Origin of the sequence: Nocardioides sp. T5 (assembly GCF_048161455.1) — a bacterium.
Taxonomy (GTDB): Bacteria; Actinomycetota; Actinomycetes; order Propionibacteriales; family Nocardioidaceae; genus Nocardioides.
Window position 1 is genome coordinate 1412631 of record NZ_CP182415.1, and the last position, 17302, is coordinate 1429932.

Sequence of the window (17302 nt, forward strand, 5' to 3'; positions counted from 1 at the left end):
TTCGCACACTGTTGAGCAATGCTCAACAGCATGTCCGACGCCGCCGCGACCGCTCCCACCGAGGGCGTACGTCGCCGGCTGAGCGCGGACGAGCGCCGACGCCAGCTCGTCGCCATCGGTCTCGCCAAGATCGTCGAGACGCCGATCCAGGACCTGTCGATGGACGACATCGCCACGGAGGCCGGCATCTCCCGCGGGCTGCTGTTCCACTACTTCCCGACCAAGACCGACTTCTACCTCGCCTGCATCGCCGCGGCCGGTCGGCGCATCCTGCGCACCACCGCGCCCGACGAGGACGCGCCGGGGGAGGAGCAGGTCGAGATGACCACGCGGTTGATGATCGAGCAGATCGAGCGCCGTCGCGGCTTCTACCTCGCGCTCGTCCACGGCCACGGCGTCGCCGACCCGAGGGTCAGCGAGGTGATGGACTCGGTCCGCGACGGCAGCACGGAGCGCGTGATGGTGGCGCTCGACGTGCCGGAGGCCCGGCGCGACGTCGTACGTGCGTGGTGGGCCTACACGGAGGACCGGGCGCTCACCTGGGCGGCAGTGCCGCCCGGTGAACGCCCGGTCTCGTTGTCGCAGCTGGTCGCGGAGTGTGTCGCCGCGCTCCACGCCCTGCTGCGGATCAGCTCCTGATCGTCACCGCTTGACGACGCGACCCTTGACGGCGAACCGCATCCGGTCGTCGAGCGGCGTGCCGCCGCAGGCGAGCAGCGTGTCGCGGCCGCACTTGTAGCGGGTCGAGCCGTTGACCAGCGTCACCGAGACGGCGCCGACCTTGCGGCCGCTGAAGGGCACCTTGACGTGCCCGTCGCCGCGGCGGTTGAGCTTGACCATCTTGACCTTGCGCTTGCCGTCGAGGCGGTGGACGACCACCACCGCGGCCGGCGAGGTCCGCTTGGCGGGGCCCTTGACCATGACCTTGAGCTTCCACTTCTTGCCGCCGAGGCCCGTGCCGGGGCCGTAGACGTAGGAGGCGGAGGCCAGGTGGTTGACCTTCGTGCCGAAGCGCTTGGCGCGCTTGCGCTTGCTCAGCAGCTTGGCGCCGCGGACCTTGGGGCCGGGGTACTCCGCACCCTCGGGGAAGTTGGCGACCGGGGTGAGGTTGCCAGCGGCGAACTGGGCGTAGTTCTTGTGGAAGCCACCCTTGCGCTTGAGCACCTTCTGCAGCGCGGGGAGGCTGCTCCTGCCGCCGTCCTTCTTGAGGGTGCCGGCCTGCTTCCACGTCTTCAGCACCAGGCCGTTGCCGTAGCGCGAGGTGAGGTACTCCCAGAAGACCCAGTTGCCGTACTGGAAGCCGTTGGTGCGGCTGAAGGCGTCGAGCGGGATGTTGGGGGCGTAGATCTGGCTGACCGGGAGGTACTGGCGGTTGTCGTTGACCGTGGTCGCGATCCGCTCCTCCATCCAGGTGGCCGTGGACTCCATCATCCACGGGTCCTCGGCGTAGTCGTAGGCGTACTGGACGGCGTGGAAGAACTCGTGCCCCGCGGTCACGACGAGGTTGTCGTTGGGGGTGCCGTTGGGGAACTGCGCGGCTGCGAAGTCGTTGTCGAGCACGCAGTAGCCGGAGGCGGTGCGCTTCTTGGCCTTGTCCTCACCGGCGCAGAAGCCGTAGAGGTCGCCGCCGAGGTCCTTGAGGTAGACGTCGAAGAGCGGGCTGCCGCCGCGGGCGCCGTCGCGCACCGGCGCGCGGTAGCCCATGGCGTCGACGATCGTCGTCCACACCGAGTCCATCACCGCGAGGTTGGTCGCCGGCCACTCCGGCGACGGCGGGGCGTCGGTGCCGGTCGGCACGTAGTGCACGCACAGGCGCGTGTTGCACACCGGCGGCGCCTCGGCCACGGTGTAGCCGAACCCCTGCTCGTCGGTCACGCCGTCGGTGGGTCGGGCGAGGAGGGCGTCGGCCTGGCGCCGCTCGGCCCCGCGGAGCTGGGACCGCTTCATCCACAGGTCGCGCAGCACCAGCGTCGCGGACGGGTCGCTCGGCCGGGCGTTGCCGGCGAGGACGCGGCGCGCGGTCGTCAGGCTCTCGGTGGCCGTCGGCTCGATCTGCTCCTCGAGCAGCGGCAGCGCCGGCTCGGGCGTGAGCTCGAGCAGGTCGGCGGGGTCGAGGACCCCGGCCGCTCCCGGGAAGGAGCCGGGCACGCCCGGGCGGTCGTTGGCGGCAGCGACGGTCGGGGCGCCGAGCGCCCCGCCCACCAGTGCGATGGCCACGGCGGTGGTGACGAATCTGCGCATGGTTCCCCTCGTGTAGGTCATGTCCGCACGACCCTAACCCGGCGACGCTGCCGGGCCACGATCACAGATCGGCGATGTGCTCGATGATCGCCGTGGTGGAGATCGCCGGGGTGCGGGCCAGGTAGACGACCTCGCAGACGTCGCCGAGCTCGTCGAACTTGCCGGCCCAGTCGTCGCCCATCACCAGCACGTCGGCGCCGTGCTCGAGGACGTAGTCGCGCTTCTGCTCCAGGCTCTCCTCGACGAAGACGGCGTCGACGACCTTGAGCGCGCCGACGATCGCCAGCCGCTCGCGCTGGCTGAAGATGGGGGCGCGGCCCTTCTTGCGCTCGTTGAGGGCGTCGGCGGAGACGCCGACGACGAGCCGGTCACCCAGCTCGGCGGCGCGCTCGAGGACGCGCAGGTGCCCGACGTGGAAGACGTCGAACGTGCCGAAGGTGATCACGGTGCGAGGCATGCGCGGCATTCTGGCACGCGGGTCGTCACGGGTGGTGGGGGAGGATGCTGCCATGGCCGCCACCTCCGCCACCTCGCCTCGGCGCTCCTCGACGAGCCCGCCACCGAGCCCGCCCCCGATCTCCCTCATCACGCCCGACCCGGGCGCCGACGAGGCCCGTCGCCGCGGCCTGCGCCGGATGCGCACGGTCGCCGTGGGCCTGCTGCTGCTGGCGGCCTGCGTGTACGCCGCCACGCTGGGCCGCGACGGCTTCTGGGGCTTCGTCAACGCGGGCGCCGAGGCGTCGATGGTCGGTGCGATCGCGGACTGGTTCGCCGTGACGGCGCTCTTCAAGCACCCGCTCGGGCTGCCCATCCCGCACACCGCGCTCGTCCCGAAGCGCAAGGACGAGCTCGGCAAGGGGCTCGAGGAGTTCGTCGGGGAGAACTTCCTCCAGGAGGACATCATCCGCGAGCGCGTGGCGGCGGCGACGATCTCGGCGCGGGTGGGCGCGTGGCTGGAGGAGCCGGCCCATGCCCGCCGGGTGGTCGACGAGGCGGCCGAGGTGGCCGTGATCGCGCTCGGCAAGGTCCGCGACGACCACATCGCCGACCTGGTCAGCCACGCCCTGGTGCCGCGCTTCCGCGAGGAGCCGATCTCGCCGCTGCTGGGCACGACGCTGATGGAGGTGCTGCGCGACGACCTGCACCACGGGCTGGTCGACCTCGCCGTCGACGAGCTGCACAGCTGGGTGCGCGACAACCCGGAGACCTTCACCCGGGTGCTCGAGGAGCGGGCGCCGTGGTGGGCGCCGCCCAAGCTCAACGACGCGGTCACCTCACGGCTGCACGTGCAGGCCCTGGCGTGGCTCGAGGACATCCGCGACGACCCGCACCACCGCGCCCGCGAGGCGCTCGACTCGATGCTGGGCCAGCTCGCCCACGACCTGCTCAACGACGAGGAGACGGTCCGCCGCACCGAGGCGCTCAAGGAGCGGCTGCTCGAGCACCCGCAGGTCGTGACCACCGCGATCTCGCTGTGGAAGGCGATGCGCTCCGCGCTCCTCAGCTCGATCCGCGACCCGGAGGGTGCCGTCCGGCAGCGCCTCCTGATCGAGCTCAGCACCTTCGCCGAGCGGCTGCGCGACGACGCCGTCCTGCGCGAGCGCCTCGACCGGGTCGCCGCCGACCTCACCGTCTTCGCGGTCGAGCGCTACGGCGCCGAGGTCACCACCGTGATCACCCACACCATCGAGCGCTGGGACGGCAAGGAGGCCGCGCGCCGCATCGAGCTGCACGTCGGCCGTGACCTGCAGTTCATCCGGATCAACGGCACGATCGTCGGCGGCCTGGTCGGCGTGCTCATCCACGCCTTCAGCCTGCTGGTGCACTGACCGCCCGGCGGGTCAGCGCCGGCAGGGCTTCATCACGGGCATGATCCGCGACCGGCTCTGGTGCGCGCGGGCGTACGCGTCGTCGAAGTGCGCGCGGTACTGGTCGTGCAGCCAGCGGTTGCCCACCACGCGGAGCATGACCTCGTCGTTGTAGAGCAGGCCGCCGCACGTCGTGTTGGACGTGCCGGTGAGGACGAGGTCCGTCACCTTGCCGCGGAACTTCGCGTGCACCACCAGCATCTTGTCGTGGGTGAGGACGGTGCGGACCTGACGGTCCGGGATGTCGCCGCTGGGCAGCGACCGCTGCACCCAGTTCTCCACCGTGTCGCGCGAGGTGACGATCCGCACCCGGCAGCCGCGATCGGAGAGCCGGGCCAGCTGGGCGCGCACGTCGGCGCGCTGGATGACCGCGAACATCGCCGACACGTCCCGGGCGCCGCGCGTGCAGGAGATGTCCTTGAGCGTGGAGAGCAGCAGGTCGCTGCGGTTGGGATAGACGGCCGCGGTCAACGGGCCGCTCTTCCAGACCTTGCGCCGGTCGTCCCAGCGCTCGCCGTCGACCCTCAGGCTCTCGGCCTCCAGACGGGAGAAGTAGGCCACGCCGAAGGCGTAGAGCCCGGGGTCGTCGATCTTGATGTACGAGTTGTACTGGCGGTACTGGCGGTCCTCGAGGTTGGCCGAGGACGTCATGAACGACTGCACGCCGCCGATCTCGGTGGCGTAGAACTTCAGGTGCTGCACGTCCTGGCTGTCCGGGTAGGGCCCGGGCGCGCGCCACGGCAGGCAGGCGCCCTTGCAGATCGTCACGTTGCGTCGTGCGGGGTCCTGCTCCTCGAGGGTCGAGATGAGGCGGCGCCCGTGCCGGTTGAGGCGCAGGTCGTCGTCGCCGACGAGGAACACCGTGGCGCCGCGGCGCTGGGCGGCGAGGAGGGCGTCGGTGGGCTCCTTGATGTCCCAGCGGAACATCGCGACCCGGATCGTGTCGCCGGGGCCGGCGGTGTCGAAGAGGTGGCTCGCCCGGTCGAGCACCGTCGGGTCGCGCGGGACGGCGAGCGGGGAGGTGAAGCACGCCTCGAACCCGGCCTGGGCCTGGCAGCCGGACTTGACGGCCGCCGCGGCCGGACGTGCGTACGCCGGACCGGTGGGCGTGGTGGCGGCAAGCAGGGGCGTCACCAGGCAGAGCGACGCCGCGGCGAGGAGGAGGCTTCGGATGCTCACGGACACCTACCCTAGAGACATGTCACCCACCAGCGAGCCCGTCGACGTCCCCATCCGCGACGAGTCCATCCGGCTGGGCCAGTTCCTCAAGCTCGCCAACCTCGTCGAGAGCGGCGCGGAGGCCAAGCCCGTCATCGCCAACGGGGCGGTGCAGGTCAACGGAGAGGTCGAGACGCGGCGAGGCCGCCAGCTCGCACCTGGTGACGTGGTCACGCTGGGCGGGCTGGCGGCCCGGGTCGCCACCGGGGAGATCGAGATCGACGTCCCCTGGTGAGTGGGGCGACCGGATGAGGTGAAGACCCCCCGGTCACTTCACCTCACGTGTGAGCACCCGCCACGTGCCGATCGCCAGGGGCAGCATCACCCAGACGCCGACGCCCGTGCCGAGCTGGGCCCAGTCCTGGCCCGCCATCTCGCCGTCGAACAGCGGACGCGTGACGGAGTCGAGGTCGAGCCACTGCCCGACGCCGGAGAGCGAGCTGAAGACCTGCGTGACGATCGTCCAGGCGGTCGGCAGGACCAGCACGGTGACGATCGCGACCGGCGTGTTGAGGAACAGCAGGCCGAACGCGACGCCCTGCAGGACGTAGATCAGCAGCGCCAGCACGAGCCCGGCCCCAGCGGCGACCTCGAGGTCCCACGCGCCGTTGCCGGCCAGGTTGGCGAGCGCGGCGGCGGCGAAGGCGACGGCCATCACGACGAGGCCGAGCGCCAGGGCGCCCAGCGCCTTGGCGAGCACGACCCGACCGCGGCGCGGCTCGAGCGTGAAGGTGACGAGCCCGGTGCGCTGGGTCCACTCGGCCGTGGCGGCCATGATGCCGATGACGGGGAGCAGCATCGCCAGCGGCAGCGTGGAGACCTGCAGCAGGTTGCCGAAGGTCGCGTCCTCCGCGGGGCCCCAGAGGACGAACGCGGCCAGGATGAGGACGGTCAGCGCGGCCATCACGATGACCATCCAGCGTCCGGCTCGGGTGTCCACCATCTTGCGCACCTCGGCCTGCAGGGTGCGCGCGAAGGGCACTCCCGGACGACCGGGGAGGGCGGTGGGCGTGCCGGCGGAGCCGGTGGTGCCGCCGACGGCGGGTGCGGCGCCGGGGGTGGTGGTCGAGGTCATGCTGCGTCTCCTTCACGAGAGGTGGCGGCCGTGAGGCCGAGGAACATCTCCTCCAGGCCCTCCGAGCCGCCGGAGCGCAGCTCGAGGAGGACGACGGACTCGCGGGCGGCGATCTCGCCGACCACGCGCGGCTCGGCCTCGACGACCAGCCCCGAGCCGGTCCGGGTGACGGGTACGTCGGCGGCCTGCAGCAGCTGCGCGAGGCGTCCGTCGTCGGTGGAGGACACCGCGGTGCCGCCGCGGCTGAGGAGCTCCTCCTTGGAGCCCATCGCCACGATCCGGCCGCGGCCGATCATCACGAGGTCGTCGGCGACGATCTGCACCTCGTGGAGCAGGTGGCTCGACAGCAGCACGGTGCCGCCGCCGTCGGCGAAGCGCCGCAGCAGCCCGCGCATCCAGTGGATGCCCTGCGGGTCGAGGCCATTGGCGGGCTCGTCGAGGACGAGGACCTGCGGCTCGCCGAGCAGCGCGGCGGCGATGCCGAGGCGCTGGCGCATGCCGAGGGAGTAGTTGCGGACCCGGCGTCCGGCCTCCTCGTCGGTCAGGCCGACGAGCGCGAGGGCCTCCTCGACGCGCGCCTTGGTGACGCCGATCGAGATGGCGGCGACCCGCAGCACCTCGCGGCCGGTGCGGCCGGGGTGCTGCGCGGAGGCGTCGAGCATGACGCCCACCTGGCGGCCGGGGTTGTGCAGGTCGCGGTAGGGCTGGCCGAGGATGGTGGCGCGGCCGGAGGTGGGCGGGGTGAGACCGGTCATCATCCGCATCGCGGTGGACTTGCCGGCGCCGTTGGGCCCGAGGAAGCCGACGACGCTGCCGGGGCGGACCTCGAAGGAGATGTCGTCGACGGCGGTGAACCCGCCGTAGCGCTTGGTGAGGTTCTCGACTGTGATCATGGCTCCAGCCTCGCCGCGCTGCCGGTGCCGGGACATCGGGCGGAGGGGTCGGCGGGGTCCGACCTCGGTATCGGCGTCCGCCCCCGGACGACACCTTGGTCGGACGCGGCCGTGTCGAGGGTTCGCCTAGGGTCGGTGCCATGGTGGGGACCGGCCGGCTCGCGGCGACCTGGCGCTACGGACTGGCTGCCCTGATCAGCCTCACCGTCTGGGGCATCCCGCTGGTGAGCGCCGCCGAGCGCCCGCCGGAGCCGGTCGTGATGTGGTTCCTGGTGGGCGACCCGGTGCTCGGGATCCTGTCGTTCGTGCTGATCCGCTGGCGGCACCGCCGACCCGCGCTGGTCGCCGGCCTGCTGGTGGCGTTCTCCTGCGTCTCGGCCTCGAGCGCCGGCCCGGGCTCGTGGATCATCGGCTCGATCGCGTCCCACCGACGCTGGCGGCTGCTGGCCGTCGTGGCGCCGCTCAACGTGCTCGCCGGGATCGTCCAGGAGCGCATCGGCCTCACCCAGGACACGCTGCCGCTGTGGGCGTCGTTCGCCTTCGGGTGCCTGACGGTGGGCATCCTCGCGGCCACCGGCTATGCCATGGGCTCCCAGCGGCAGCTCGTGGACTCCTACCGCGAGCGTGCCCTGACCGCCGAGCGCGAGCAGCGCGCCCGCGTGGCCCAGGCGCAGGCGGCCGAGCGCACCCGCATCGCCCGCGAGATGCACGACGTGCTGGCCCACCGCATCTCGCTGGTGGCGATGCACGCCGGCGCCCTCGGCTACCGCACCGACCTGAGCGAGGAGGAGCGGGGGAGTGCCGCGAAGTCGATCGAGGACAACGCGCACCGGGCCCTCTCCGACCTGCGGGCGGTGCTCGGCGTGCTCCGGGACCCGACGCAGCCGACCGACGCCGTCCCCGAGCGGCCCCAGCCCGGGCTCGACGACGTGGCGTCGCTGGTGGCGGAGGAGCAGGCCGGCGGGATGCGCGTACGCCTGTCCAACCGCGTCGAGGACGACGTGCCCGCCGGCACCGGCCGGACGGCGTACCGGATCGTGCAGGAGGCCCTCACCAACGTGCGCAAGCACGCGCCCGGCACCGCGGTGACGGTGGACGTGGCCGGGTCGCCCGACGACGGCCTGGTCATCGGGGTGCGCAACGCGGCTCCGGTCGGTCCGGCAGCACCGCCGTCGCTCCCGGCGTCGGGCCTGGGCCTGCTGGGCCTGGCCGAGCGCGCGGCCCTGGCGGGGGGCCGGATCAGTCACGGCACCGACCCGGGAGGCGGCTACGCCGTACGGGCGTGGATACCGTGGACCACGTGACGGGTGCGAGCGACGGGGGCGCGGTCCGGCTCGCCGTCGTCGACGACGACCCGATGGTGCGCGCCGCCCTGCGGATGATGCTCGGTGGTGACTCCGGGCTGAGGGTCGTCGCCGAGGCCGCCGACGGCGAGGAGGCCCTGCGGGTGGTGCCGGCGTCCGACGCCGACGTGGTGCTCATGGACATCCGGATGCCGGTGCGCGATGGGCTCAGCGCGACCGAGGAGCTGCTGGCCGCCGACCCCGGCCTCAAGGTCATCGTGCTGACGACCTTCGACACCGACGACATGGTGCTGCGCGCGCTGCGCATCGGTGCGGCGGGCTTCCTGCTCAAGGACACCCCACCGGCCCGCCTCGTCGAGGCGATCCGCACGGTGGCGGCCGGCCAGCCGATGCTGTCACCCAGCGTCACGGCCCAGCTGATCGCCGCCGTCACCGGTGCGGACCGCGACGCCGGCGGGCAGGACCGGACGCGGTCCGCGCGCGCGGCCCTCGACGTCCTCACCGACCGCGAGCGCGACGTGGCCGACGCGGTCGCGCGCGGGCTGAGCAACGCCGACATCGCGGCCGAGCTCTACATGGGTGTCCCGACGGTCAAGACACACGTCGGGAGGCTGTTCACCAAGCTGGGCGTCGAGAACCGGGTGCAGGTCGCGATCCTGGTCCACGACGCCCAGGCGTAGTGATCGTCAGCAGGGGTCAGCGGACCTCGAGCAGGTCCACCACGAAGATCAGCGTCTCGCCCGGCTTGATGACACCGCCGGCGCCACGGTCGCCGTAGCCGAGGTGCGGGGGGATGACGAGCCGGCGACGGCCGCCGACCTTCATGCCCTGCACGCCGGTGTCCCAGCCGGAGATGACCTGACCGATGCCGAGGCGGAACTGCAGCGGCGTGCCGCGGTTGTAAGACGCGTCGAACTCCTCGCCCGAGGAGTGGGCCACGCCGACGTAGTGGACCGAGACGGTGGAGCCGGACGTGGCCTCGGCACCGTCTCCCTCGACGAGGTCGGTGACCTCGAGGTCGGCGGGCACGTCGCCCATGTGGGGGTCGACGTCAGGCTTCTCGCTCACGTGATTCTCCGATCAGTTGCTGCTGGTTGCAGGTTGGTGCCGGTCAGGTCTGGTGCACGTAGTGGTCGAGCTGGTCGCGCTCGAACTCGAGCTCGCCGATGCGGTTCTTGACCACGTCACCGATGGAGATGATGCCGGTCAGCCGTCCGTCGGCCACCACCGGGACGTGCCGGATGCGGTGCTCGGTCATCGTCTGCATGAGGTCGGTGAGGCCGTCGTCGCCGGCGCACGTGCGCACGTCGACGGTCATGATCGAGCTGACGGGGCTGTCGAGCACCGCGGTGTCCTCGTGCAGGCGGCGTACGACGTCGCGCTCGCTGACGATCCCGGCGACCCGCTCGCCGTCCTCGCTCACCACCAGCGCGCCGACGTTGTGCTCGGCCAGGAGCGCGACCAGCTCGCGCACCGTGGCCCCCGGGTCGATGGTCACGACCGTCTGGCTTGCCTTGCCCTTGATGACGTCCTGGATCTTCATGGTGTCCGCCCTCTCGTCCCGCAGAACTGGTGAGAGCCACCGTAGCCAAGCCGGACTGCGAGGGACAGGCCCGAACGGCTCGCCTCGGTGAGCGGTCTCAGTCCAGCACCGGCGGGGCCTGCCGTGCGCGCAGGCTGCTGACCGAGCCGGGCCCGCGCCGCGGCACGTCGGGGTCGGTGCCGTCGTCGTGCGTGGCGCCCAGGAAGGACAGGGCGGCGTCGTGCAGGTGGCCGTTGGAGGCCAGCGCGTTGCCGCCCCAGGGCCCGTCGGTGCCGTCGAGGGAGGTGAACCGGCCGCCGGCCTCGCGGACGATGACGTCGAGGGCCGCCATGTCGTAGAGCTCGAGCTCGGGCTCGGCGGCGAGGTCGACCGCGCCCTCGGCGAGCAGCATGTAGGACCAGAAGTCGCCGTACGCACGGGTGCGCCAGCAGCGACGTGACAGCGACACGAAGTCGTCGAGGCGGTCGCGCTCGTCCCACCCGGACAGCGACGAATAGCTCAGCGACGCGTCCTCGAGACGTCGTACGTCGGACACCTCGCACCTGGTGGCCTTCAGCAGGGAGCGGCCCGTCCACGCGCCGTTGCCCGTCGAGGCCCACCACCGGCGCTGGAGCTGCGGCGCGGACACCACGCCCAGCACCACCTCGTCGTCGATGGCGAGCGCGATGAGAGTCGCCCAGACCGGCACGCCGCGCACGTAGTTCTTGGTGCCGTCGATCGGGTCCACGATCCACCGGCGCTGGCTGTGCCCGGTCGTGCCCTGCTCCTCACCGACGACCGCGTCGCGGGAGCGCACCCGCGACAGCGTGCGGCGGATGCCCTCCTCGACGGCCTTGTCGGCGTCGGTCACCGGCGTGAGGTCGGGCTTGCTCATGACGTGCAGGTCGAGCGCCTTGAAGCGGGCCTGGGTCAGCGAGTCCGCGTCGTCGGCCAGGACGTGGGCCAGCCTCAGGTCGTCGGTGTGGTCAGTGGAGCCGGTGATGGGCATGTCCACAGGCTATTCCCAGCATCGCGCCCTACATTGCACGCATGGAGCTCAACGGTGTGCCGCTGCACCCCCTCGTCGTGCACGCAGTCGTCGTCCTCGGGCCGCTCGCGGCGCTGACCGGCTTGGTCTACGCGGCCGTCCCGCGGTGGCGCTGGTTGCTGCGGTGGCCCCTCGTCGTGCTCGCCGTGGTCACTGCCGTCACCGCTCTCGTCGCCGTCGCAGCCGGTGAGGACCTGCTGGCAGCACGCCCCGAGCTCGCCCCGATCGTGGAGGACCACGAGGAGGCGGGGGAGATGCTCCGCAACGTGGCGCTGGGCTACGCCGCGGTGTCCGCGCTCGCAGCGTGGGCACTGGGCGGGGTCTCGGCGCTGGCGTCCGGCAGGGGCGCGCGGGAGACGCGCTTCGGCATCCCGGTCGCGGTGCTGCTGGCGGTCGGCGCGGTCGCGCTGCTCGTGACGGTCTACCTGGCCGGGGACTCGGGGGCCAAGGCCGTCTGGGGCTGACCCGCACTACCAGTCGCTGGACGCCTCCCGGGCAGCCAGCAGCCGGCGGAAGGACTCGACCCGGTCCGGGTCGGCCTCGCCGGCCTCGACCGCCTCGTCGAGCCCGCACTCGGGCTCCTCGCCGCCGTGGGTGCACCCGCGCGGGCACGTCTCCGTCATCTCGTCGAGGTCGGGGAACGCCTCGATGAGGTTCTCCGGCTGCACGTGCGCGAGCCCGAAGGACCGGATGCCGGGGGTGTCGATGATCCAGCCGTCGCCGTGCGGGAGCTCGAGCAGGTAGGCGCTCGTCGAGGTGTGCCGCCCGCGCCCGGTGACGGCGTTGACGATGCCGACCTCCCGGTGCGCGTCGGGGATGAGCGCGTTGACCAGGGTGGACTTGCCCACGCCGCTGTGGCCGACGAGGACGCTGGTGCGTCCGCGCAGCCGGTCGAGCAGCTCGGTGAGGTCGCCCGCGCCCTCGCCCTTGAGCTGGGTGACCACCCACGGCACGCCGAGCGACCGGTAGGTCGAGAGCAGCGTCTCGGGGTCGGCCAGGTCGGCCTTGGTGAGGCACAGCAGCGGCGCCATCCCGGCGTCGTACGCCGCCACGAGGGCGCGGTCGATCAGGCGCGGGCGCGGCTCCGGGTCGGCGAGGGCGGTGACGACGACGAGCTGGTCGGCGTTGGAGACGATGACCCGCTCGACCGGGTCGTCGTCGTCGGCCGTGCGGCGCAGCGTGGTCGTGCGGGGGACCACCTCGACGATCCGGGCCAGCGACCCGTCGTCGCCGCTCGTGTCGCCGACGACCCGCACGTGGTCACCGACCACCACGCCCTTGCGGCCGAGGGGCCGCGACTTCATCGCCATCACCCGGTGACCGTCGAGCAGCAGGGTGAAGCGGCCACGGTCGACGGTGACCACGCGGGCGTCGACGGCGTCGTCGTAGGACGGCCGGTCCTTGGTGCGCGGGCGGGTGCGGCGGCGCGGCCGCTCGTAGTGCTCGTGGTCGTGCTCGCCGTAGCGGCCGGTCGTCACGCGGACCCGCCCTGCACCGCGCGGCTCCACGCGCCGGCGAAGTCGGGGAACGTCTTCGACGTCGTCGCGACGTCCTCCACGAGCACGTCGTCCACGGCCAGCCCGAGGATCACGCCGGCGTGGGCCATGCGGTGGTCGGCGTAGGTGCGGAACGTCCCGCCGTGCAGGGTCGACGGCCGGATGGTGAGTCCGTCCTCGCGCTCGGTGACGTCGGCGCCCAGGCGGGCGAGCTCGGTGGCCAGCGCGGTGATCCGGTCGGTCTCGTGGCCGCGGATGTGGGCGACGCCGCGCAGGTGCGACGGCGAGTCGGCGAGGGCGCACAGGGCGGCGACGGCCGGGGTCAGCTCACCCACGTCGTGGAGGTCGAGGTCGACCCCGGTCAGGCGCGGGGGCCCGACCACGGTGAGGTCGCCGTCGGCCAGCGTGACCTCGCAGCCCATCAGCGTGAGGATCTCGCGCAGCTCGTCACCGGGTTGCGTGGTGGTGGCGGGCCAGTCGGTGACGGTGACCCGGCCGCCGGTGGCGGCGGCGAGGGCGAGGAAGGGCGCCGCGTTGGAGAGGTCGGGCTCGATGTCGTGGTCGACCGCCCGCACCGGGCCCGGGGCGACCGCCCAGCGGTTGGCGTCGGTGTCGTCCACCTCGACGTCGTGCTGCCGGAGCATCTGCACGGTCATCTCGATGTGGGGGAGCGAGGGCACCGGCTTGCCGACGTGGCGCACGTCGACGCCGCGGTCGTAGCGGGCACCCGCGAGCAGCAGCGCCGAGACGAACTGTGACGACGCGCTCGCGTCGATGGTGACGGTGCCGCCGGGCACGGAGCCCGTCCCGTGCACCGCGAACGGCAGAGCGCCCCGACCCCCGTCGTCGACCTGCACGCCGAGGGCGCCCAGCGCCGTGAGCATCTGGCCGACGGGACGCAGCCGCATGTGGGGGTCGCCGTCGAAGCGCACGGTGCCGGCGGCCAGCCCGACGACGGGCGGCACGAAGCGCATCACCGTGCCGGCGAGTCCGCAGTCGACGTCGGCGTCGCGGTCCCAGGCGGCAGGGGTCACCCGCCAGTCGCCGGCCCCCGGGCCGCCGGTGTCCTCGATGCCGGTGCCGAGCGAGGTGAGCGCGGCGGCCATGAGCAGCGTGTCGCGCGAGCGCAGCGGACGACGTACGACGCTGGGGCCGTCGGCGATCGCGGCCAGGACGAGCGCCCGGTTGGTGAGCGACTTGCTGCCGGGGAGGGAGACGACCCGGTCGAGGGGTTCGGTGGGGCGCGGGGCCGGCCAGAGGTCACTCACCCGCGCACCCTATCGAGGTCAGGTCAGCTGGGCCTTGGCCAGTTTGGCCTCGCGGCGCGCCTGCTTGGCGACGTGCCTGGTCTCGCGGCGCACGTCGGCGGCGGCGCGACGGGCCCGCCAGGCCAGTCCGGGCTTGCCCTCGGTGTCGACCGCGGCGAGGAGGAGGCCGCCGAGGACGGAGGTGTTCTTGTAGAACTGCAGGCGCTGCGCGTTCTTGGCCTGCGGGTCGGTCTCGTTCCAGAAGGCGTGCCCGGCGAGCGTGGTCGGCACGAGGGAGGCCGCCAGCACGCTCGCGCTGAGCCGTGGCGCACGACCGGTGGCCAGCGCGGCGGCGGCGAGGATCTGGGCGCCGGCGTTGATCCGGACCAGGGTGGCCGGGTCGGTCGGGATCGGCACCTGGGGCGCCGCCTTCTGGGCGGCCGGGACCACCTTGTCGGTCACCTTCTTCGCCCTGGCGGCGTGGCCCTCGGTGTTGCGGAGGGCGTTGATGCCGCCGGCGACGAAGATCGTGGCCAGCATGGGACGCGCGAGCAACCGGGTGATCGTCATGCGCCCTTGTCTACACGATGTGCGGGGACGGCGCTCCGTCCCCAGGGGTGCCAGACGGGTGGGTGACCGGGCTCGGCGGCCGGATCAGCCGAGGGTCGCGCGCCACGTGTTGTTGCCGGCGTCGGGGTCGCTCCCGGACGGTGCCAGGGTGGCGGTCACGCTGCCGCCCCGGGGCGCCACCACCTCGACGGCGACGGAGGTGTCGCCGGAGACCTGGCACAGCGCCACGGTCTTGGTCGCGGTGCACCGGCCGTCGGCGGTGCGCACCACCTCCGCCCCGGCGGCCTCGATCCGCAGCTGCCCGGTCGCCCCGCCGAGACCGGCGACCCGCACCACGACGGCGTACGTCGGCCGGGCCCCGCCCACGCTCCCGCTGACCGAGGCGTCGGCGACCGGCGGCTCGGGGGTCGGCTGGGTGGGGTCCTGCGTCGGGTCCTGCGTGGGGTCCTGCGTCGGGTCCTGCGTCGGGTCCTGGGTGGGGTCCTGGGTCGGGTCCTGAGTCGGGTTGGACGTCGGGTTCGAGGTGGGGTTGTTGGTCGGGTCGGACGTGGGGTCGTTGGTGGGGTTGCTGGTGGGGTTGCTGGTGGGGTTGCTGGTCGGGTCGGACGTCGGACCCTGGCTCGGGGTCTGGCTCGACGTCGGTGCCTGGGTGGGGTCGACGGTGTCCTGCGTCGGGTCGGTGTCCTGGGCGGGATCGGACCCCGGGGGCGTGTCCGAGCCGGGAACGGAGCCCGGGGTGACGTCCACGTCGCCGGGCGGCAGGACGAGGGCGGGCGGGGTGGAGCGCAGTCGCGGGCTCCCCGGCGACCGGTCTCCGGTCGTGGCGGAGGCGCCGCCGGAGCGGACGGCGCCCTCCGACGTCGCAGCACGCGTCGGTGCCGGTGTGGGTGCGTCGGAGCCACGCATGCCCAGGACGATCCCACCGGCGACGACAACGGTGCTCACTGCGACGCCGGCGACGGCGGCGACGCCGGCGTTGCCCGTCACGAGGTCGCGGACGCGTCCGAGGAGCGCCCCGACGCCCACCGGGGCCGCGGCTGAGAGCACGGTCGTGCCGAGGTAGGCGGTCGCGGCGCCGCCCAGGAGCAACGGGGCGAGCAGGCCGCCGAGGTTGGAGTTGACCTCGGTCAGCTCGAGGTAGATCGCCATGCACGGGCGGCACTCGTCGAGGTGCTCCTCCACCTTGGTGGCGTCGCGGCGCGACGAGGCGCCGCGGACGTAGGCGCCGAGCTGCCCGTGGGTCCACCGACAGGCGTCCTCGTCGAGCTCCGCCGCGTGCTGGGTGAGGAACGCCTGGCGCAGTCCCTCGCGGGCGCGGTAGGCGAGCGCGGAGACCGAGTTGGCGCTCATCCCGAGCATCGGCGCGATGTCGGCGGGCTTGTCGCCCTCCACCTCGGTGTGCCACAGGACGAGCTGCCAGCGCTCGGGGAGGCTGGCGAAGGCACGGGCGGCCGCAGCGCTCTCGAATCCCTCGACGGCCGTGTCGCGGAACGGCACGCCCGGGTCGAAGGCCTCCATGTCGTCGGTGGTGTGCAGCCGGGACCCGGCCCGGAACCGGTCGACCTGGAGCCGGCGTACGGCGGTCAGCAGGTAGGCACGGAAGGCGAGGTCGGGCCCGCCGCCGCGCTGCAGCACACCGAGCACCTTCACGAAGGCCTCGGACACGAGGTCCTCGGCGTCGCCCGCGGGGACGAGCTGGCGGGCGAGCCGGCGGGCCGCGTCGACGTGGCGCTCGAAGAGGAGGCCGTAGGCGTCGACGTCGCCACCGCGGACGGCAGAGATCAGCTCAGCGTCGCTGGGCGCCTCGACGCTGATGGCCACGCTCATGACTGCACGCTCATGGTTGGACGCTTCCGGGGACACCACCCGGCGGTCGCCGGGCCTTCCGACTGTATCCCCGGCCGGGGGCCGAGCGGCCGGGAAAGTGAAGAAACGGGATTGTCGCCCGGGTCCGCGTCATGGGCGGCCATGAGCCCCGTCACATCACCAGAGCATGCCCCAAGGCATGGCTGGGGCATGACTGAGGGAACCCGGGAGGGGGTGTGCCGTGAGGATCTTCGCTGTGCGTGGGCGTCGCCTCACGGTCGCCGATCCTGGGGTGAGCGAGCCGGAGCCCACCGTCGAGCGGTCGGGGTTGCCGCACCGGTTCGAGGCTGTCGGCGAAGCGCTCACCTCAGGATCGGACGTCATCGGTGTCTGCGCCGTCGCGGGTCAGGAGCTGGCCCGCGACGGGGCATCGGTGGAGGAGACGCTCGCCGGGCTGCGCGACACCTGGCGCTGCCTCACCGGCGCCGATCCGTCGTACGACGTCGTCACCGCGCTGCTCACCGCGTGGAGCGAGACGACGCTGGGCTACCTCAACCAGCTCTCCTGCGAGGACCCCCTCACCGGGCTGTCCAGCCAGGCGCACCTGCGCAGTCGGCTCTCCGAGCTCTACCGGCTCGGCGGTGGGACCGACGCCGGCATCGGGGGCTTCGCACTGGTCGTGTTCGAGATGCCGTCCGGCGACGAACCGTCCGACGAGCCCGACGACCACTTCACCCGGGCCATGCGCCTGGCGCGCTCGGGCGAGCTCGCGCGCACGGCGTTCGCCCGGGACGAGACGGTGGCCCGGCTCGGGCTCCACCGCGTCGCGATCCTGACCCGGCGCGACGGCCACCTCGGGCGGCGGGTCCGGGTGCTGCGCACGCTCCTCGACGGCGCGGAGCCGGACGCTCCGGTGCATGTGTGGATCGAGGGGCTCCCGGGCACCGACGCGGTCGCCGGCATGCTGCTCGACGAGCTGGCCCGCGGCTGAGCGACGCTGTCGGCCGACTCCCC

Annotated in this window: 19 protein-coding genes; 7 read left to right on the plus strand and 12 right to left on the minus strand. The window is 72.9% G+C overall.

Annotation, left to right across the window (positions count from 1 at the left end):
* The first annotated feature begins 18 nt into the window (after positions 1–18).
* Positions 19–639: a TetR/AcrR family transcriptional regulator gene (locus ACNKF0_RS06860; RefSeq protein ID WP_416956899.1), complete on the plus strand. Its 621-nt coding sequence runs from the start codon at positions 19–21 to the stop codon at positions 637–639.
* A gap of 3 nt (positions 640–642) precedes the next feature.
* On the opposite strand, the gene ACNKF0_RS06865 is transcribed toward ACNKF0_RS06860, so the two are convergent.
* The gene (locus ACNKF0_RS06865; protein WP_416956901.1) at positions 643–2241 is read right to left on the minus strand and encodes an MXAN_6640 family putative metalloprotease; all 1599 of its coding nucleotides are present in this window, start codon (positions 2239–2241) and stop codon (positions 643–645) included.
* Positions 2242–2302: 61 nt separating this feature from the next.
* A complete protein-coding gene (locus ACNKF0_RS06870) occupies positions 2303–2698 on the minus strand; it encodes an adenylyltransferase/cytidyltransferase family protein (protein WP_416956903.1) in 396 nt (131 codons plus the stop codon).
* A gap of 52 nt (positions 2699–2750) precedes the next feature.
* Between ACNKF0_RS06870 and ACNKF0_RS06875 the strand changes: the two genes are divergently transcribed.
* Positions 2751–4070 carry a DUF445 domain-containing protein gene (locus ACNKF0_RS06875; RefSeq protein ID WP_416956905.1) on the plus strand — a complete coding sequence of 440 codons (1320 nt, stop codon included), beginning with the start codon at positions 2751–2753 and terminating at the stop codon, positions 4068–4070.
* A gap of 12 nt (positions 4071–4082) precedes the next feature.
* Here ACNKF0_RS06875 and ACNKF0_RS06880 read toward each other — a convergent pair whose 3' ends face one another.
* Positions 4083–5288 carry a phospholipase D-like domain-containing protein gene (locus ACNKF0_RS06880; protein ID WP_416956907.1) on the minus strand — a complete coding sequence of 402 codons (1206 nt, stop codon included), beginning with the start codon at positions 5286–5288 and terminating at the stop codon, positions 4083–4085.
* Between the two features lie 19 nt (positions 5289–5307).
* Here ACNKF0_RS06880 and ACNKF0_RS06885 point away from each other — a divergent pair, with 19 nt between their 5' ends.
* Complete coding sequence (locus tag ACNKF0_RS06885) at positions 5308–5562, plus strand: RNA-binding S4 domain-containing protein (RefSeq protein ID WP_416956909.1); 255 nt, start codon at positions 5308–5310, stop codon at positions 5560–5562.
* A gap of 33 nt (positions 5563–5595) precedes the next feature.
* On the opposite strand, the gene ACNKF0_RS06890 is transcribed toward ACNKF0_RS06885, so the two are convergent.
* Together ACNKF0_RS06890 and ACNKF0_RS06895 are read right to left on the minus strand one after the other, a co-directional pair.
* Positions 5596–6402, minus strand: a complete 807-nt coding sequence (locus ACNKF0_RS06890) for a hypothetical protein (RefSeq protein ID WP_416956911.1) — start codon at positions 6400–6402, stop codon at positions 5596–5598.
* The gene (locus ACNKF0_RS06895) at positions 6399–7295 is read right to left on the minus strand and encodes an ABC transporter ATP-binding protein (RefSeq protein ID WP_416956913.1); all 897 of its coding nucleotides are present in this window, start codon (positions 7293–7295) and stop codon (positions 6399–6401) included. The genes ACNKF0_RS06890 and ACNKF0_RS06895 overlap by 4 nt, the downstream gene beginning before the upstream one ends.
* A 140-nt stretch (positions 7296–7435) precedes the next feature.
* Between ACNKF0_RS06895 and ACNKF0_RS06900 the strand changes: the two genes are divergently transcribed.
* Positions 7436–8599, plus strand: coding sequence for a sensor histidine kinase (locus tag ACNKF0_RS06900; protein WP_416956915.1), 1164 nt, complete (start codon positions 7436–7438; stop codon positions 8597–8599).
* The gene (locus tag ACNKF0_RS06905) at positions 8596–9279 is read left to right on the plus strand and encodes a response regulator transcription factor (RefSeq protein WP_416956917.1); all 684 of its coding nucleotides are present in this window, start codon (positions 8596–8598) and stop codon (positions 9277–9279) included. Before ACNKF0_RS06900 ends, ACNKF0_RS06905 begins: the two co-directional genes overlap by 4 nt.
* Before the next feature lie 16 nt (positions 9280–9295).
* Here ACNKF0_RS06905 and ACNKF0_RS06910 read toward each other — a convergent pair whose 3' ends face one another.
* The 3 genes from ACNKF0_RS06910 to ACNKF0_RS06920 form a co-directional block, all read right to left on the minus strand.
* A complete protein-coding gene (locus ACNKF0_RS06910; protein ID WP_268110693.1) occupies positions 9296–9637 on the minus strand; it encodes an FKBP-type peptidyl-prolyl cis-trans isomerase in 342 nt (113 codons plus the stop codon).
* A gap of 73 nt (positions 9638–9710) precedes the next feature.
* Complete coding sequence (locus tag ACNKF0_RS06915; protein WP_416956919.1) at positions 9711–10142, minus strand: CBS domain-containing protein; 432 nt, start codon at positions 10140–10142, stop codon at positions 9711–9713.
* Positions 10143–10239: 97 nt separating this feature from the next.
* Positions 10240–11130 carry an inositol monophosphatase family protein gene (locus ACNKF0_RS06920; RefSeq protein WP_416956921.1) on the minus strand — a complete coding sequence of 297 codons (891 nt, stop codon included), beginning with the start codon at positions 11128–11130 and terminating at the stop codon, positions 10240–10242.
* Between the two features lie 41 nt (positions 11131–11171).
* Here ACNKF0_RS06920 and ACNKF0_RS06925 point away from each other — a divergent pair, with 41 nt between their 5' ends.
* Entirely contained in the window at positions 11172–11633 is a 462-nt protein-coding gene (locus tag ACNKF0_RS06925) for a DUF2231 domain-containing protein (protein ID WP_416956923.1), read from the plus strand.
* Between the two features lie 6 nt (positions 11634–11639).
* Here the strand turns inward: ACNKF0_RS06925 and rsgA are convergent, their stop codons facing one another.
* From rsgA to ACNKF0_RS06945, 4 genes are all read right to left on the minus strand, one after another.
* Entirely contained in the window at positions 11640–12647 is a 1008-nt protein-coding gene (rsgA, locus tag ACNKF0_RS06930; RefSeq protein WP_416956925.1) for a ribosome small subunit-dependent GTPase A, read from the minus strand.
* On the minus strand, positions 12644–13933 hold the full coding sequence (aroA, locus tag ACNKF0_RS06935) for a 3-phosphoshikimate 1-carboxyvinyltransferase (protein ID WP_416956927.1): 1290 nt from the start codon (positions 13931–13933) through the stop codon (positions 12644–12646). The genes rsgA and aroA overlap by 4 nt, the downstream gene beginning before the upstream one ends.
* 18 nt (positions 13934–13951) lie before the next feature.
* A complete protein-coding gene (locus ACNKF0_RS06940) occupies positions 13952–14482 on the minus strand; it encodes a DoxX family membrane protein (RefSeq protein ID WP_416956929.1) in 531 nt (176 codons plus the stop codon).
* 84 nt (positions 14483–14566) lie between these two features.
* Positions 14567–16309, minus strand: a complete 1743-nt coding sequence (locus tag ACNKF0_RS06945; protein ID WP_416956930.1) for a sigma-70 family RNA polymerase sigma factor — start codon at positions 16307–16309, stop codon at positions 14567–14569.
* 220 nt (positions 16310–16529) lie between these two features.
* Here ACNKF0_RS06945 and ACNKF0_RS06950 point away from each other — a divergent pair, with 220 nt between their 5' ends.
* Entirely contained in the window at positions 16530–17279 is a 750-nt protein-coding gene (locus ACNKF0_RS06950; protein ID WP_416956932.1) for a hypothetical protein, read from the plus strand.
* Positions 17280–17302: the final 23 nt, after the last annotated feature.

Bases quoted from the DNA above. Each gene is read 5' to 3' on its own strand.
- ACNKF0_RS06910 (WP_268110693.1), bottom strand. From the start codon at position 9,637: ATGGGCGACGTGCCCGCCGACCTCGAGGTCACCGACCTCGTCGAGGGA.
- ACNKF0_RS06945 (WP_416956930.1), bottom strand. From the start codon at position 16,309: ATGAGCGTGGCCATCAGCGTCGAGGCGCCCAGCGACGCTGAGCTGATC.
- ACNKF0_RS06860 (WP_416956899.1), top strand. From the start codon at position 19: ATGCTCAACAGCATGTCCGACGCCGCCGCGACCGCTCCCACCGAGGGC.
- ACNKF0_RS06920 (WP_416956921.1), bottom strand. From the start codon at position 11,130: ATGCCCATCACCGGCTCCACTGACCACACCGACGACCTGAGGCTGGCC.
- ACNKF0_RS06865 (WP_416956901.1), bottom strand. From the start codon at position 2,241: ATGCGCAGATTCGTCACCACCGCCGTGGCCATCGCACTGGTGGGCGGG.
- ACNKF0_RS06875 (WP_416956905.1), top strand. From the start codon at position 2,751: ATGGCCGCCACCTCCGCCACCTCGCCTCGGCGCTCCTCGACGAGCCCG.
- ACNKF0_RS06925 (WP_416956923.1), top strand. From the start codon at position 11,172: ATGGAGCTCAACGGTGTGCCGCTGCACCCCCTCGTCGTGCACGCAGTC.
- ACNKF0_RS06870 (WP_416956903.1), bottom strand. From the start codon at position 2,698: ATGCCTCGCACCGTGATCACCTTCGGCACGTTCGACGTCTTCCACGTC.
- ACNKF0_RS06885 (WP_416956909.1), top strand. From the start codon at position 5,308: ATGTCACCCACCAGCGAGCCCGTCGACGTCCCCATCCGCGACGAGTCC.
- ACNKF0_RS06890 (WP_416956911.1), bottom strand. From the start codon at position 6,402: ATGACCTCGACCACCACCCCCGGCGCCGCACCCGCCGTCGGCGGCACC.
- ACNKF0_RS06940 (WP_416956929.1), bottom strand. From the start codon at position 14,482: ATGACGATCACCCGGTTGCTCGCGCGTCCCATGCTGGCCACGATCTTC.
- ACNKF0_RS06895 (WP_416956913.1), bottom strand. From the start codon at position 7,295: ATGATCACAGTCGAGAACCTCACCAAGCGCTACGGCGGGTTCACCGCC.
- ACNKF0_RS06900 (WP_416956915.1), top strand. From the start codon at position 7,436: ATGGTGGGGACCGGCCGGCTCGCGGCGACCTGGCGCTACGGACTGGCT.
- ACNKF0_RS06915 (WP_416956919.1), bottom strand. From the start codon at position 10,142: ATGAAGATCCAGGACGTCATCAAGGGCAAGGCAAGCCAGACGGTCGTG.